Here is a 13,896-nt window from a genome sequence, read left to right as displayed (position 1 = left end):
AATAAACTCCACTGTTAGAACCTCTCTCATATAAAAAGGCAACCATCCGGTCGCCTTTTTATTTCTATCACTTTCCAGTCAGGAAAACTCACCGAGCCGGTCGCTTGGCACCATTCCCTTTTGCCGCGGGCTTGCCGCCCTGGGTGGCAGGTTTGGCACCCGGCTTGGCAGAGCCGGCGCGGGTCGGGGTTTTACCCTTATGGGCGGGTTTTCCGGCAGGTTTACCCTGCCCAGCCCCCTGCGCGACAGGCTTGCCGTTGCCAGCCCCTTTCTGGAGCTGGGAGCCCACCGGCTTGCCATTGCCCGCCTTGCCACCATTTCTGCTGGCCGCCGGGGCATTGGCTGCGCCAGCCTCGCTGCGGGCAGCCTTGTTGCCAGCCCCGTTACTGCGCTGATGGGTGATGGCACTGTGGCGGGTCAAGGCAGGTTTCAGGCCCTTGCTGCGGCTGCGCTCGGCCTTGGCTTCGCCACGGCCTTCCGGCGGCACCAGGCAGTCGGGGCCGTTGCCGATCAGGTGGCCCTTGCCCATCTCCAGCAGGGCTTCGCGGATCATCGGCCAGCCAGCCGGATCGTGATAGCGCAGCAGCGCCTTGTGCAGGCGACGGCGACGCTCCCCTTTCACCACGAACACGTCCCCGCCCTGGCGGCTCACCTTGTTGAGGGGGTTTTTCTCGGTGTAATACATGGTGGTGGCGTTGGCCAGCGGCGACGGGTAGAAGTTCTGCACCTGATCGAGCTTGAAGCGGTTGGACTTGATCCAGAGCGCCATGTTCACCATGTCTTCATCCGTGGTGCCCGGGTGGGCGGAGATGAAGTAGGGGATCAGGTACTGCTGCTTGCCCGCCTCTTTGGAATACTTGTCGAACAGCTCCTTGAAGCTGTAGTAGCTGCCCATGCCCGGCTTCATCATCTTGGAGAGCGGGCCCTCTTCGGTGTGTTCCGGCGCAATCTTGAGGTAGCCGCCCACGTGGTACTTGGCCAGCTCCTTGATGTAGCGCGGATCTTCCACCGCGATGTCGTAACGCACCCCGGAGGCGATCAGGATCTTCTTGATGCCCTTGAGGTCGCGCGCCTTGCGATAGAGGTTGATGGTCGGGCTGTGGTCGGTGTCCATGTGCGGGCAGATGGTCGGCCAGACGCAGGAGGCGCGCCGACAGGTCTGCTCGGCCTTGGGGCTCTTGCAGCGGAGCTTGTACATGTTGGCGGTGGGGCCGCCCAGATCCGAGATGACGCCGGTAAAGCCCGGCACCTTGTCGCGGATCTCTTCGATTTCTTTGAGAATCGACTCTTCCGAGCGGCTCTGGATGATGCGCCCTTCGTGCTCGGTGATGGAGCAGAAGGAGCAGCCGCCAAAGCAGCCGCGCATGATGTTGACCGAGGTCTTGATCATGTCGTAGGCCGGGATCTTCGCGTTGCCATAGGCCGGGTGCGGCACCCGCTGGTACGGCAGGCCAAACACCCCGTCCATCTCGTCGGTTTCGAGCGGGAAGGCGGGCGGGTTGACCCAGATGATGCGATCGCCGTGGGCCTGCGAGAGCGCGCGGGCGCAGCCCGGGTTGGTTTCGTGGTGCAGGATGCGCGACGCATGGGCGTAGAGCACCTTGTCCTCCTTCACCCGCTCGAACGCCGGCAGCTTGACGTAGGTCTTCTCCCACGGCTTTTGCTTAGGGGGTTGTACCAGGATGGGCTTGGCTTCCTGCTCCACCGGCGCGGTACCCTCGTCATCGCTGCAGGGCGCCCCTTCCATATAGGGGTTGGGGATGGGATCGATGCGGCCAATCTGGTCGAGCTTGCTCGAATCCACCCCGCGCCAGCCCGGCAGTGGCTCCTTGCGGATCACGGCGGTGCCGCGAATGTCCTGCATGGTCTCGATGGTCTCGCCGCCTGCGATGCGGTGAGCCACTTCCACCAGGGGGCGCTCGGCGTTGCCGTAGATGAGGATGTCGGCCTTGGCGTCGATCAGGATGGAGCGACGGATGGTCTCGGACCAGTAGTCGTAGTGGGCGATACGGCGCAGGGATGCCTCGATGCCGCCGATGACCACCGGCACCTCTTTATAGGCCTCTTTGCAGCGCTGGGTATAGACCAGGGTGGCGCGGTCCGGCCGCTTGCCGCCCACATCCCCCGGGGTGTAGGCGTCGTCGTGGCGCAGCTTCTTGTCGGCGGTATAGCGGTTGATCATGGAGTCCATGTTGCCCGCCGTCACCCCGTAGAAGAGGTTGGGCTTGCCCAGGCGCATGAAGTCATCCTTCGATGACCAGTCCGGCTGGGCGATGATGCCGACCCGAAAACCCTGGGATTCGAGCATGCGGCCGATCACCGCCATGCCGAAGCTCGGGTGATCCACGTAGGCGTCGCCTGTCACCAGCACGATGTCGCAGCTGTCCCAGCCGAGCTTGTCCATCTCCGCGCGGGACATGGGCAGGAAGGGCGCCGTGCCGTAGCACTCGGCCCAGTAACGGGGATAGGAGAATAGGTTGGTAACCGGCTGCATTTTGACCACCTGGAACAATTCGGGTCGCGCATTATACCGGCAGAGCAAGGCGGGGGCGACGGCTTTTTGCCCCTACAGAACGCGAGGGGAAGGGGCGCCTTCGAGCGGGCGCGACAGGTCGGCGTGACAGACTCAGATCTCATCAACAAGCAGGGCGCCCATTGGCGCCCTGCTTGCTGTCATCCGGGTCGGCACGCTAGGCCGCCGGTTTGTCCCGCCCCTCGGGGGCCCCCGGCACCGGGGAGGGGCTGGCCGAGGTTGCCGTGGCCAGTACCTCGTCCACCAGTCGGTCCCGCGCCCCCGTCATCCCCGCGCGTCTGGCGATCAGGTGATAGATGGCGGGCACCACCAGCAGGGTCACCAGGGTCGCGAGCGACAACCCGAAGAAGACCACGGTCCCCACGGCCATCCGGCTCTCGTACCCCGCCCCCATGGAGAGCATCAGGGGCACGGCGCCGATGATGGCGGTGAGCGAGGTCATCAAGATGGGGCGCAGGCGGCGCACCGACCCCTTGATGATCGCCTCCTCGAACCCTTCACCCCGCTGGCGCAGCTGGTTGATGAACTCCACGATGAGGATGCCGTTCTTGGTCACCATGCCGATGAGCATGATCATGCCTATCTGGCTGTAGATGCTGAGCTCCTGCCCCGTGAGCCAGAGGCCGAGCAGGCCGCCGAAGATGCCGAGCGGCACCGTCATCATCACCACCGCCGGGGTCAGCAGGCTCTCGAACTGGGCCACCAGCACCAGATAGACCACCAGCAGGGCCAGGCCGAACACCAGTGCCATCTCCCCCTGGTTGTCGCGATAGTCCTTGGACTCGCCGGCGTAATCCACCGACATGCCGGTGGGCAGGTGATCTGCGGCCCAGCCATCCAGGAAGTCAAGCGCTTCCCCCAGGGTGTGGCCGGGGGCCACGTCCGCGGTGAGGGTGACCGCCTTCTGGCGCTGATAGTGGTTGAGGCGCTGGGGACTCGCCACCTGGGTGACGGTCGCCAGGGTGGAGAGGCTCACCATCTCGCCGCTCGCGGCCTTCAAATAGATGCGGCTGATGTCGGAGATGCCGTTGAACTGGGTCTGGTTGGCGCGCAGGTAGACATCATACTCTTCGCCCCTGTCCACATAGGTGGTCTGGCTGACGCCGCCGAGCAGGGCCTGCAGGGAGCTTGCGATGGTGGAGACCGGAATGCCGAGCTGGGTGGCTCGTTCCCGCTCTATGGTCACCTGCAGCTCCGGGGTCTTCTCGGCATAGTCGAGATCCGGGCTCTGCATCAGCCCGCTCCGGGCCGCCGCCTCCTTGAGTGCCAGCCCCTGCTGGTTGAGCTCGCCGTAATCGGAGCCTTGCAGCACGAACTGCACCGCCGCGGTGGAGCCACCTCTGAACCCCGGCTGGAAGGTGCGGATCATCACGTCGGGGATGCCGGCGAGGCGACCGCTCAGGGAGCGGCCAAACTCGGTGGCCGTTTCGTCCCGCACCGCCCAGTCACTGAGCTGGATGATGGCCATGCCGGTCTGATCGCCGCCGCGCCCGAAGGCCGGGGTGCTGAAGCTCATGGCCTGCACCACCCCCTTGCCGAGCAGCGGCAGGATGGCGGCCTCCACCTGCTGCATGTTGCGCTTCATCCGCTCGATGCTGGTGCCCTCCGCCCCTTTCACGAACACATAGAGCACGCCCCTGTCCTCGGTCGGGGTGAGGCTCGCGGGCAGCTTGCCAAAGAGGACGCCAATGCCGCCAAGGCAGAGCAGCAACACCAGGGGCATCCAGACGGCGCGGCGCAGCACGGCCCCCAGCACGCGGCGATAACGCTCCTCCACCCAGCCAAGTCCCTTGTCCAGGGTGGCGGTCAGGGCGTTGGGCTTGTCCACGGCACGCATCAGCCAGGAGCCCATGGCCGGGGTCAGGGTGAGCGCCACCAGGGAGGAGAAGAGCACGGCCAAGGAGAGCAGGATGGCGAACTCGGTGAAGAGGCGCCCCACCATGCCATCCATGAAGGCGATGGGCACGAACACCATCACCAGCACGGCGGTGGTGGCGATGACGGCAAAGCCCACCTCCCGGGTGCCGTGCCAGGCCGCCATCAAGGGGGACTCGCCCCGTTGCAGGTGGTGGTGGATGTTCTCCACCACCACGATGGCGTCATCCACCACCAGGCCGATGGCGAGGATGAGGGCCAGCAAGGTGATGAGGTTGATGGAAAAGCCCAGATACCAGGCACCGATGAAGGCCGAAATCAGGGAAACGGGGACCGTGATGGCAGGGATGAGCGTGGTGCGCCCCTGCCCGAGGAAGAGATAGAGCACGGCCACCACCAGCAGGGCGCAGATGGCGAGTGTCTCATACACCTCGTCGATGGCCTGCTTGATGAAGATGGTGGAGTCGTAGTCGACCTCAAGGGTGGCCCCCTCTGGCAGGAAGCGCTGCATCTCCACGAGCTTCTTCTCGATGCCCTGGGCCACCGCCAGGGGGTTGGCGGTGGACTGGGCGACGATGCCAATCCCCAGGCTCTCGCGGCCGTTGCGCTGATAGGCGCTGTCTTCGTTCTTGGCCCCCACCTCCACATCCGCAATGTCCGCCAGATAGATGCTCTGACCATTGGTGGCGGTTTTCACCGGCAGGGTGCGAAAATCTTCCGCACTGTGATAGAGCCGTGCGATCTGCACCGCCATGGTCATGGTGTTGTTGCGGATCTCGCCGCCCGGCAGCTCGATGTTCTCCCGCTTGAGGGCATCCTGCACGTCGGCCACCGTGATGCCGCGGGCCGCCATGTCGGCGGGGCGCAGCCGCACGTACATCACCTGGGTCAGGTCCCCGGAGAGGGAGACCTCGCTTACCCCGTCCACCAGGCTCAAGGGGTCCACCAGCATGCGATTGGCGTAATCCGTCATGGCGGTACGGTCCATCTGGGTGCTGCTGAAGTTGAGCCAGATGGCCACATCCCCGTTGCCGTTGTCCTTGGTCACCATGGGCTCGTCCGCCCCGTCTGGCAGCTTGGGTCTGGCCCGGGAGATGGCGTCACGCACGTCGGAGGTGCCCTCCAGCATGTTCCAGCCGAGCTTGAACTCCACCGTGATGGAGGAGCGCCCCTTGCGGGTCACCGAGTTGATGTTCTTGATGCCGCTGATGCCGGAGAGCTGATCCTCGATGGGCTTGGTGACCTGGCTCTCCATCACCTCGGGGGCCGCCCCCTCATAGGTGGTGGTGATGGAGACGGACGGAGTCTGCACATCCGGCATCTCCCGCACGGTGAGTTTGCTGAAGGCCACCAGGCCGAACACGGTGAGCAGGGCACTGATGACCACCGCCACCAGGGGACGGCGTACTGAGATATCGGAGAGCCACATCAGCCTTTCACCTCGCCCAGATCACGTACCTGGGCGCCGTCGCGCAGATTGACCAGCCCCTCCACCGCGATGCGATCGCCGACGTTCAACCCCTTGAGCACCCAGACGGCCTCGCCATGGGTGTCGCCAAGCTCCACCGGCACCCGCTTCACCCGTCCGTCCGCCTCCAGGCGATAGACGAAGCGCTGCTCGCCGGCATACTCCACCGACTGGGCGGGGATCAGGGTCATCTTCTGGGGTGGCAGAGAGAGATCCACGTTCATCAGCATGCCGGGGCGCAGCTGACCGCCGGTGTTGGGCAGGATGACGCGGGCCTTGATGTTCTGGGTGTCGCTGGAGATCCGGCTGTCGAGGGTCTCCAGCACGCCGGAAAAGGATTGATCCGGCCAGGCCGAGCTGGTTGCCGTCACCGCCATGCCGGGGCGCAGCAGGGAGAGGTAGCGCTCGGGCACCGCCAGATCGAGCCGCAGTTTTGCCAGCTCGTCCAGATGCAAGAGCACGTCGCCGCTGTTGACCAGGGCTCCTTCGCTGAGATCGATGAGGCTGACGGTGCCGTCGAAGGGGGCGGCCAGGGTGCGCAGGGAGAGCTCGTAACGGGCCGCATCGACCCGGGCCTGGGCCTGGGCAACAGTCGCCTCCTGCCCTTCCAGCTCCGAGGTGGTGACGGCACCTCGCGCCACCAGCTTGCGCATGTCCCGCAGCTTGCGGGCCTCGTCGCGCACGCTGGCGCTCTGCTCGGCCAGCTCCGCCTGCTGCTTGCCCGCATCCAGGGCGATCAGGGTCTGCCCCTGTTTGACCTGCTGGCCAGAGCTCACCGCGATGGTGGCAATGCGGCCGGTCACCTCGGGACTGATGGCCACGGAGCGATTGGCCGCAAGCTTGCTCACCAGCTTGATGGAGGGCTCGGCCAGACTCTGCCTGACGGTTTCGGCCCTGATATTGATCTCTCTTGGTGCAGGCTTGCTGGCGGGTTCAGCCTGCCGCAGATGCCAGGCGCCCGCCGCCAGCAATAGAAGAAGAGGGAAAAGCCACACGCGCGTTTTCATCACAAGATCCATGCAGTCAAAGAGAGAGGAAGAAGAGATAGCTTCATCAAGGATGGCACCATGTTACCCCCTGACTATGCCGTGACTATGTATAAATGTGACAAAACGTAACAGTCCGGTGAGAAGATCATCAAAAACGCATCTTGTCAGCACGCACGTCAGGGTTCTGCCTTACACTGATGCCGACTCTCGCCATCTTCCGGTACGCCCATGTCCATTCCCTCCCCCGCCTTTGCCAAATACCGATTGCAGTGGCTGCTGCTGGGCCTCGGCCTGCTGCTGTTGCTGCTCGCCCTGCAACATGCGTTTCGCCAGGTTACCGAGATCAACAAGCGTGACACCATCAACGCCGCGACTCAGCTCAGCAGCCAGCACCAGCGGATGGAGACCTTCCTTGAGGCCATGCGCGGCCAGGCGGAGGAGCGCCTGCGCAGCAATCCCCAGTCCGTGCTCTCTCGCCAGCTCTATCAGGCGCTGCAATCCGACGGGGAGCACGGCATCAACCTGGATCGCATCCCCGTCGATCTGCCCCCCGCCCTCATCGGCAACCTGACCGGGCAGGGCCCGCTGCCCCATGACGGCAGCGAGCGGCAAGCCAGAATACATCTCGCCCTCAGCCTCTCCCCCCTGCTCGCCACGGCCAGCAAGCTGCTGGACAGGGACGTGGCCTGGATCTACTTCACCGGTACGGACAATTTCATCTACCTCTATCCCTGGGTGCCATCCAGCCAGTTTCGCTTCGATCCCGTGATTTACAGCAAGGCCTACTGGCAGGAGGCGATGGCCGGGCATCCCCACCTGGAGCACGCCATGCTCTCGCGCCCCTACCAGGATTTTGCCGGACGGGGGCAGATGATCACCCTCTCCCAGCCCATTACCCAGGGCGGCCAGATCATTGGCCTGCTCAGCATCGACATCCAGACCGTCACGCTGGCGCAGACCCTGCACCGCCTCGCCCCCCGGATTGGCACCCTGTTCCTGCTCAACGCCCATCAGCAGATCCTCGCCAGCAGTCAGTCCGGTACCGCGCCGCCCCCGGTCAGGAGGGCGCAGTCAGCGGAATATGAGTGGCAACAGGGCGCCTTGCAGATCGTCTACCCCATCCCGGAGACACCGCTCTCCCTCATCCATCGCATCCCGCTGCTGCCTCTGCTGCAGACGCTGTTGTGGCAATCGGCGACGGCGCTCATCACCATTCTCTGTCTGGTGGTGGCGACCGTCTCCAGCCTGCGTGCCCAGCGCCTCAACCGGCGCCTCAACTACCTGTCGCGCCACGATGCCCTGACCGGCGCCTTCAACCGCCACTACTTCGATGCCTTCGAACACCGCCAGGCCCTGGCAGGCCGCCAACGCATCGGCGCCATCATGTTTGACTGCGATCACTTCAAACAGGTCAACGACCGTTTCGGCCACGGGGTGGGCGATCAGGTCCTCATCCGTCTGGTGCAGCTCTGCCAGTCCCTGCTGACACGGGAGTGCCACCTGATCCGCTGGGGCGGCGAGGAGTTCCTGCTGCTCGTCGCCGATGAAGCGATCCCTCTGGCCCCCTTGGCCGAGCGGCTTCGCCTGTGCATAGCAGAGCATCCCTGGAGCGCCATCGCGGCCGAGCTGAAGGTGACCGTCAGCCTGGGCCACTGTCGTCAATCACCGGCCATCTCCTTGCAGGAGGTGATCCGCCGCGCCGATATCGCCCTCTATCAGGCCAAGGCCGACGGCCGCAATCGCAGCGAAGCGTGGCGGGATGACGGACAGGAGAAGCCGGAGTAAGCTGGACTCCCACTTCATGTCAGGAGACGCAACTGTGTCACGAAAACCCCGTCTGGGATTGGCCCTGGGCAGCGGTGCGGCCCGAGGATGGGCCCACATCGGCATCATCCGTGCCCTGGAGCGACTGGGCGTCAAGCCGGATCTGGTGGCTGGCTGCTCCATCGGCAGCTTTGTCGGCGCCGCCTATGCCGCTGGTGAACTGGACAAGCTGGAGAGCTGGGTGCGCGGCTTCAGCCGCCTGCAGGTCATGGGGCTGCTCGATCCTGCCCTCTCCGGTGGCCTGTTTCGCGGTGACAAGGTATTTGGCATCGCCGCCGGCCATCTGGGGGATCCCGCCATCGAAAGCCTGCCGCTGCCCTTTGCCTGCGTCGCCACCGAACTCGATACCGGCCGCGAGATCTGGTTGCAGGAAGGGCCGCTTCGCCAGTGTGTGCGCGCCTCTTGCGGCATGCCCGGCCTGCTCACCCCGACCCGGGTGGAGGATCGCTGGCTGGTAGACGGGGCCGTGGTCAACCCGGTCCCCATCTCCCTGGCCCGCGCCATGGGAGCCGAGGTGGTGATCGCCGTCAACCTCAACACCGACATGCACCAGCCCTGGACCGACGAACCGGACGAGCCCGTGCAGGGGGGGCTGCTCAGCCAGTGGTTGAACCGGGGCGAGCGCGAACCCAGTACCCCCGGCATGTGGGGGGTGATGACGGGCTCCATCAACATCATGCAGGAGCGCATCACCCGTGCCCGGATGGCCGGGGATCCCCCCGAGATCCAGCTCTGCCCGCGCCTTGGCAACCTCTCCATCATGGATTTTCACCGCGCGAGCGACGCCATCAACGAGGGGGAAGCCTGTGTCGAGCGCAACCTGGAGCAGCTCAAGGAGGAGCTGTCACGACTCTGCCTGATATGAAGGCATATCGGGGTAAAAGACAAAAAGAGCGCCAATAGGCGCTTTTTTGTTTCGGGCGACGCGGCTCAGAACAGCCCCAGCCCCTTGAGCATCACCACCAGGATCAGCAGCGGCGACACATAGCGGATGATGAAAAACAGGGGGCTGAGGATGGGCAGCGCCAGCTTGCCTCCATTGGTCAGCGCCGTCGTCATCCGCTCGAATCCCCATACCCAGCCCACAAAGAGGCAGAGGAAGATGCCGCCAAGGGGCATCAGCACGTTGGAAGAGACGAAGTCGAACAGATCGAAGAAGGTTTTCCCGACAACCTGCACATCCGCCAGCGTGCTGCTCGAGAGCGCACAGGTCGAGCCGACCGCCCCCAGCACCAGCAGGTTGATCAGGGTCGCCCTTGTGCGGCTCATGTGAAAGCGCTCGGAGAGCACCGAGACCGGCACCTCCAGGATGGAGAGCATGGCCCCGGTGGCTGCGATGGCGGAGAGCACGAAGAAGAGCACCATGAAGAGGTGTCCAAACGGGATGCTGGCAAACACCGCGGGTATGGTGATGAACAGCAGGGAGGGGCCTGCGCTCGGCTCGAAGCCAAAGGCAAACACCGCCGGGAAGATGGCGATCCCCGCCAGCATGGAGACGAAGAGATCCGCGCACATCACCCGTACCGTGGTGAGAGGGATGTGCTGATCATCGCGAAAATAGCTGCCATAGGTCATCATGCAGCCCATCCCGATGGAGAGCTTGAAGAACGCCAGCCCCATGGCCGTCAGCACGACGCCTGCGGTCACCTTGGAGAAATCCGGCGAGAACAGGAAATGCAGTCCTTCGCTCGCTCCGGGCAGAGTCAGGCTGCGCACGCCTATCACCAGCAGCAGGATGAAGAGCAGTGGCATCAACCGCTTGGTGACCGCTTCGATCCCCCTGGAGACCCCCATCAGCAAGATCCCCCCCATCAGGGCCAGCACCAGCCACTGCCAGAGCAGACTCTGCAAGGGATCCGTGATGAGCGAATTGAAGGCAGCCCCCGTGACGGCGGGATCGGTGGAGAGGATCTCGCCGCTGGCCGCCTTGAAGATGTAGGCAAACACCCAGGCCGCCACCTCGGAGTAGAACGACATGATGAGGAAGGCCGCGCTCACCCCCATGGCGGCGATCAGCCACCAGGGTTGCCCCTTCGGAGCCAGCTCGATGAGCCCGCTGACCGCATCCGTCCTGGCCTCGCGCCCCAGCATGATCTCGGAGATCATCACCGGCAATCCCACCAGCAGGGTGGCGATGACATAGACCAGCAGAAAACCGGCGCCACCGTTCTCACCGGTCAGATAGGGAAACTTCCAGATATTGCCGAGCCCGACGGCAGACCCCAGGGTCGCGGCCAGCACGCCAAAGGTGCTGGTAAACCCATCTCTGGCTTTGGTAATGGATTGGCTCATCGTTGTCTCGCTGTGTGGATCACCGCCTGAATTAAAAGGGTCGGAGTGTTCCGTGGATTAATCCAGCCCGACAAGATGATTTAGTGAAAATCGCCGTTGACCGCACACAACGCATTATTTAATTAAATAATCATCCATTTTGACAAATAAAAAATGCCGCCTCGAGGGCGGCATTTTTATCAAGGTTGAACTGAATCAAGCCTTGGCAATATCGTCCGGACCGATCTGGCCGATTTCGGCGACTTTCTTGTCAGCCAGCAGCCAGAGGGTGAACTTGTGCAGATCGGGGTGGTGGGCCAGGGCAACCAGGAAGGCGCCTCCGACTTCACGGTAACCCAGTTCATAGTTCTTCAGGGTGGTTGGGGGGACGCCCAGCAGATCGGCAAACTTGGGACGGCTCAGGCCTACCGCTTCGCGGATCTGACGGATCTTCTTGCCAACAGTTACGATATTTGAATTCATGTGTTCCATACTCCGTTCGGCGGATTGACTCCACCTTTATTTTTCGCGACGACTCGTAGTCAAGTGTATCAGTTTTGAACGGACTCGTTATGGTCGAGCCTCTATCTATAATCAGCGTCTTTCGACGACAACCCTTCACAAACCTCGGGGATGGTAATCGCTGCGTCGCCTCAGGTAAACAGTCTCGAAAAGAAACCTTTCTTGTTGCCCGGCCATCCCTCGTATAATTCGCCGGTTATTTCCAAGAGAGTCATCAACATGGCATTTCCCGGCATCATTTCCCGTCTTCATTCCGACCCGGACTCCCTCCCCCGTCAGCTCGCCCAGGGTCTGCAGACCCGGGCCGAGGCGTTCTGGCTGCCCATTGCCATGCAGGGGGACGCCGCCACCGTGCTGGCGGCCCTCCCGGACAGCTGCAGCCTCTATCTTGAAGGCCAGGCGACGCTTCCCCTGCGCAGCCACGACGGCGTCGTGGCAGAAAACGGCACCCTGGCGCTGGGCAATGGTCACACGATGACGCTGGCCAGGGAGAAAGGCGATGGCGGCATCGTGCCGGAAGAAAGCCTCGCCGAGATGGCCCAATGGCTGGAAGCTGGTCATCGGCACTTCATCTGCTACACCGCTGTCCAGCCCGTGGCGCGGGCCATCCTCAACATCTGGCCTCTCGATCCCTACCTCGCCCGTCACTTCTTGCTCAGTTTCACACCCTTGCTGTGCGAAGCAACTGAGGCGGACTATCTTGCTGTCCTCTCGGTCAGGGCGGGTGACGCCACCCCGCGGCACGCTTGGGCTGAGGCTTATATGAAGCTTGAGAAGAAACTGCATCGCGCCTACTTGGATCACTAATAAATCCCAAGAAACAGCCAGTTATCCCTACGACACAATTTGCCCCATCCCTTATCTGTGAGCTTGATCATGTTTTGAAATGGGCATAAAGTGCGCCACGTCATCGGAATGACGTCGGCTGTTCGTGGCGGAGTATGCATTGTCGACAGTGCAACCCGCGCACTTGTGCACCCAGATACGTGCCTCCTGGATGGATCTAGGATCCCTGTTCGCACCAACGTCGTTGGTCGACAGAGCCAGCAGCTTACATAAATTACAAAGTGCGAAGCACGTGAACAACGTGCCATCTCAACGAGGATTATTTTATGATGAAAATGGCTCCTTCCCTGATCGCCATCGCTATGGCCACCATGGGTGCAACTGCAGCTCACGCCGCTGACGACATCTACTTCGGCGCCGGTGTTGGTGCAACTCACTTCAACGGTCTGAACAAGATCGAAGGCGTGAACGTTGGCGAAGAAGATGCGGCTGCTGCCAATGCCTTCGTTGGTTACAACTTCAACGAATACTTCGGTTCCGAGCTGGGCTACCAGTACACCGGCCGTGGCAACACCGACGGCAACCGTTACGAGAGCCAGGGTGCCACCCTGTCCGGTATCGCTCGTCTGCCGCTGGGCAACGATTTCTCCCTGTTCGGTGAAGCTGGCGCCTACTGGGGCCACACCGACGGTCTGGGCACCAGCGATACCAAAGTATCCCCGCTGGCCGGTGCCGGTGTGACCTACAAGGTCAACGACGCGCTGGATCTGCAAGCTCGCTACCGCTACATGTGGGACGTGGCTGACCTGCACGCCGACAACGTACGCTACAAGTCCAACCAGAGCGTTGCGACCCTGGAAGCCGTTTACCACCCGTTCCGTACTTCCTACGTAGCGCCTGCACCGGCCCCGGTTGTTGAAGAAGCACCGGCCCCGGCTCCGCAAATCGTTGAGAAGAACTTCGCCCTGAACTCCGACGTGCTGTTCGCCTTTGGCAAAGACAGCCTGAAGGCCGAAGGCGTGCAAGCCCTGAACGCTCTGTACCAGCAAATCGTTGAGTTCCAGCCGAAAGACGGCAACGCCGTTGTTGTTGGTTACACCGACCGTATCGGTTCCGACGCTTACAACCAGAAGCTGTCTGAAGCTCGTGCCCGCACCGTTGCCAACTTCCTGGTCAGCAAGGGTATGGCTGCCAGCAAGGTTGCCATCGAAGGTCGCGGCGAAGCCAACCCGGTCACCGGCACCAAGTGTGACGGCGTCAAGGCCAAGGCTCAGCTGATCTCCTGCCTGGCTCCGGACCGTCGCGTAGAAGTTCGCGTATCCGGCGTACAAGAAGTTCAAAAGTAATCTGACTTCGCTCAGGTAACGTAAAAAAGGGGATGCCACGGCATCCCCTTTTGCTGTCTCTCTCCTCCCCCCAGCGACACTCTCTGTCTCACCTTTTCTCCCCTTTACCCCCGTATTGCGGCCCCGCGACACCGGTGTCGGCGCTGCATATCTGTGCAGAAACTTGATCACGCTGATTCAAAAGAATACAGTAGCAACGCTTGTAATACCAATCAGATTAAAGATGTGATCTAATTGCTCTATTCTGGTTTCACTGTACTCAGTATGTCCGATCCAATCGAT

The 13,896-nt window shown here is 62.6% G+C and carries 9 protein-coding genes; 4 read left to right on the top strand and 5 right to left on the bottom strand.

What is annotated here, in order from left to right:
* Nucleotides 1-88 precede the first annotated feature (88 nt).
* From OKC41_RS16510 to OKC41_RS16500, 3 genes are all read right to left on the bottom strand, one after another.
* Nucleotides 89-2,494 carry a YgiQ family radical SAM protein gene (locus tag OKC41_RS16510; protein ID WP_270672167.1) on the bottom strand — a complete coding sequence of 802 codons (2,406 nt, stop codon included), beginning with the start codon at nt 2,492-2,494 and terminating at the stop codon, nt 89-91.
* A gap of 196 nt (nt 2,495-2,690) precedes the next feature.
* Nucleotides 2,691-5,837 (bottom strand): efflux RND transporter permease subunit, encoded by a 3,147-nt coding sequence (locus tag OKC41_RS16505; protein WP_270672166.1) that lies wholly within the window; start codon nt 5,835-5,837, stop codon nt 2,691-2,693.
* Nucleotides 5,837-6,883 (bottom strand): efflux RND transporter periplasmic adaptor subunit, encoded by a 1,047-nt coding sequence (locus tag OKC41_RS16500; RefSeq protein ID WP_201894435.1) that lies wholly within the window; start codon nt 6,881-6,883, stop codon nt 5,837-5,839. The genes OKC41_RS16505 and OKC41_RS16500 overlap by 1 nt, the downstream gene beginning before the upstream one ends.
* A 210-nt stretch (nt 6,884-7,093) precedes the next feature.
* Between OKC41_RS16500 and OKC41_RS16495 the strand changes: the two genes are divergently transcribed.
* Both OKC41_RS16495 and rssA read left to right on the top strand, forming a co-directional pair.
* Nucleotides 7,094-8,650, top strand: a complete 1,557-nt coding sequence (locus tag OKC41_RS16495) for a sensor domain-containing diguanylate cyclase (RefSeq protein WP_201894436.1) — start codon at nt 7,094-7,096, stop codon at nt 8,648-8,650.
* Nucleotides 8,651-8,684: 34 nt separating this feature from the next.
* Nucleotides 8,685-9,554, top strand: coding sequence for a patatin-like phospholipase RssA (gene rssA, locus OKC41_RS16490; protein ID WP_029313973.1), 870 nt, complete (start codon nt 8,685-8,687; stop codon nt 9,552-9,554).
* Between the two features lie 65 nt (nt 9,555-9,619).
* On the opposite strand, the gene OKC41_RS16485 is transcribed toward rssA, so the two are convergent.
* Together OKC41_RS16485 and OKC41_RS16480 are read right to left on the bottom strand one after the other, a co-directional pair.
* Nucleotides 9,620-10,981 carry a sodium-dependent transporter gene (locus tag OKC41_RS16485; RefSeq protein WP_270672165.1) on the bottom strand — a complete coding sequence of 454 codons (1,362 nt, stop codon included), beginning with the start codon at nt 10,979-10,981 and terminating at the stop codon, nt 9,620-9,622.
* 195 nt (nt 10,982-11,176) lie between these two features.
* Nucleotides 11,177-11,443 carry a DNA-binding transcriptional regulator gene (locus OKC41_RS16480; protein ID WP_010673503.1) on the bottom strand — a complete coding sequence of 89 codons (267 nt, stop codon included), beginning with the start codon at nt 11,441-11,443 and terminating at the stop codon, nt 11,177-11,179.
* Nucleotides 11,444-11,701: 258 nt separating this feature from the next.
* Between OKC41_RS16480 and OKC41_RS16475 the strand changes: the two genes are divergently transcribed.
* Nucleotides 11,702-12,289 carry a hypothetical protein gene (locus OKC41_RS16475; protein ID WP_113069862.1) on the top strand — a complete coding sequence of 196 codons (588 nt, stop codon included), beginning with the start codon at nt 11,702-11,704 and terminating at the stop codon, nt 12,287-12,289.
* A gap of 305 nt (nt 12,290-12,594) precedes the next feature.
* A complete protein-coding gene (gene ompA / locus OKC41_RS16470; RefSeq protein WP_010673501.1) occupies nt 12,595-13,614 on the top strand; it encodes a porin OmpA in 1,020 nt (339 codons plus the stop codon).
* The last annotated feature ends 282 nt before the right edge of the window (nt 13,615-13,896 follow it).

The organism is Aeromonas sp. QDB17 (assembly GCF_027705305.1).
GTDB lineage: Bacteria > Pseudomonadota > Gammaproteobacteria > Enterobacterales > Aeromonadaceae > Aeromonas > Aeromonas caviae.
The sequence above is the reverse complement of the archived record's forward strand: the minus strand, read 5'-3'. Positions and strand labels throughout refer to the sequence as shown.

What these genes read in the sequence shown, in the direction of transcription:
- OKC41_RS16510 (WP_270672167.1), bottom strand. Translation starts at nt 2,494, where the DNA reads ATGCAGCCGGTTACCAACCTATTCTCCTATCCCCGTTACTGGGCCGAG.
- OKC41_RS16475 (WP_113069862.1), top strand. Translation starts at nt 11,702, where the DNA reads ATGGCATTTCCCGGCATCATTTCCCGTCTTCATTCCGACCCGGACTCC.
- OKC41_RS16495 (WP_201894436.1), top strand. Translation starts at nt 7,094, where the DNA reads ATGTCCATTCCCTCCCCCGCCTTTGCCAAATACCGATTGCAGTGGCTG.
- OKC41_RS16480 (WP_010673503.1), bottom strand. Translation starts at nt 11,443, where the DNA reads ATGAATTCAAATATCGTAACTGTTGGCAAGAAGATCCGTCAGATCCGC.
- OKC41_RS16485 (WP_270672165.1), bottom strand. Translation starts at nt 10,981, where the DNA reads ATGAGCCAATCCATTACCAAAGCCAGAGATGGGTTTACCAGCACCTTT.
- OKC41_RS16500 (WP_201894435.1), bottom strand. Translation starts at nt 6,883, where the DNA reads ATGAAAACGCGCGTGTGGCTTTTCCCTCTTCTTCTATTGCTGGCGGCG.
- OKC41_RS16505 (WP_270672166.1), bottom strand. Translation starts at nt 5,837, where the DNA reads ATGTGGCTCTCCGATATCTCAGTACGCCGTCCCCTGGTGGCGGTGGTC.
- ompA (WP_010673501.1), top strand. Translation starts at nt 12,595, where the DNA reads ATGATGAAAATGGCTCCTTCCCTGATCGCCATCGCTATGGCCACCATG.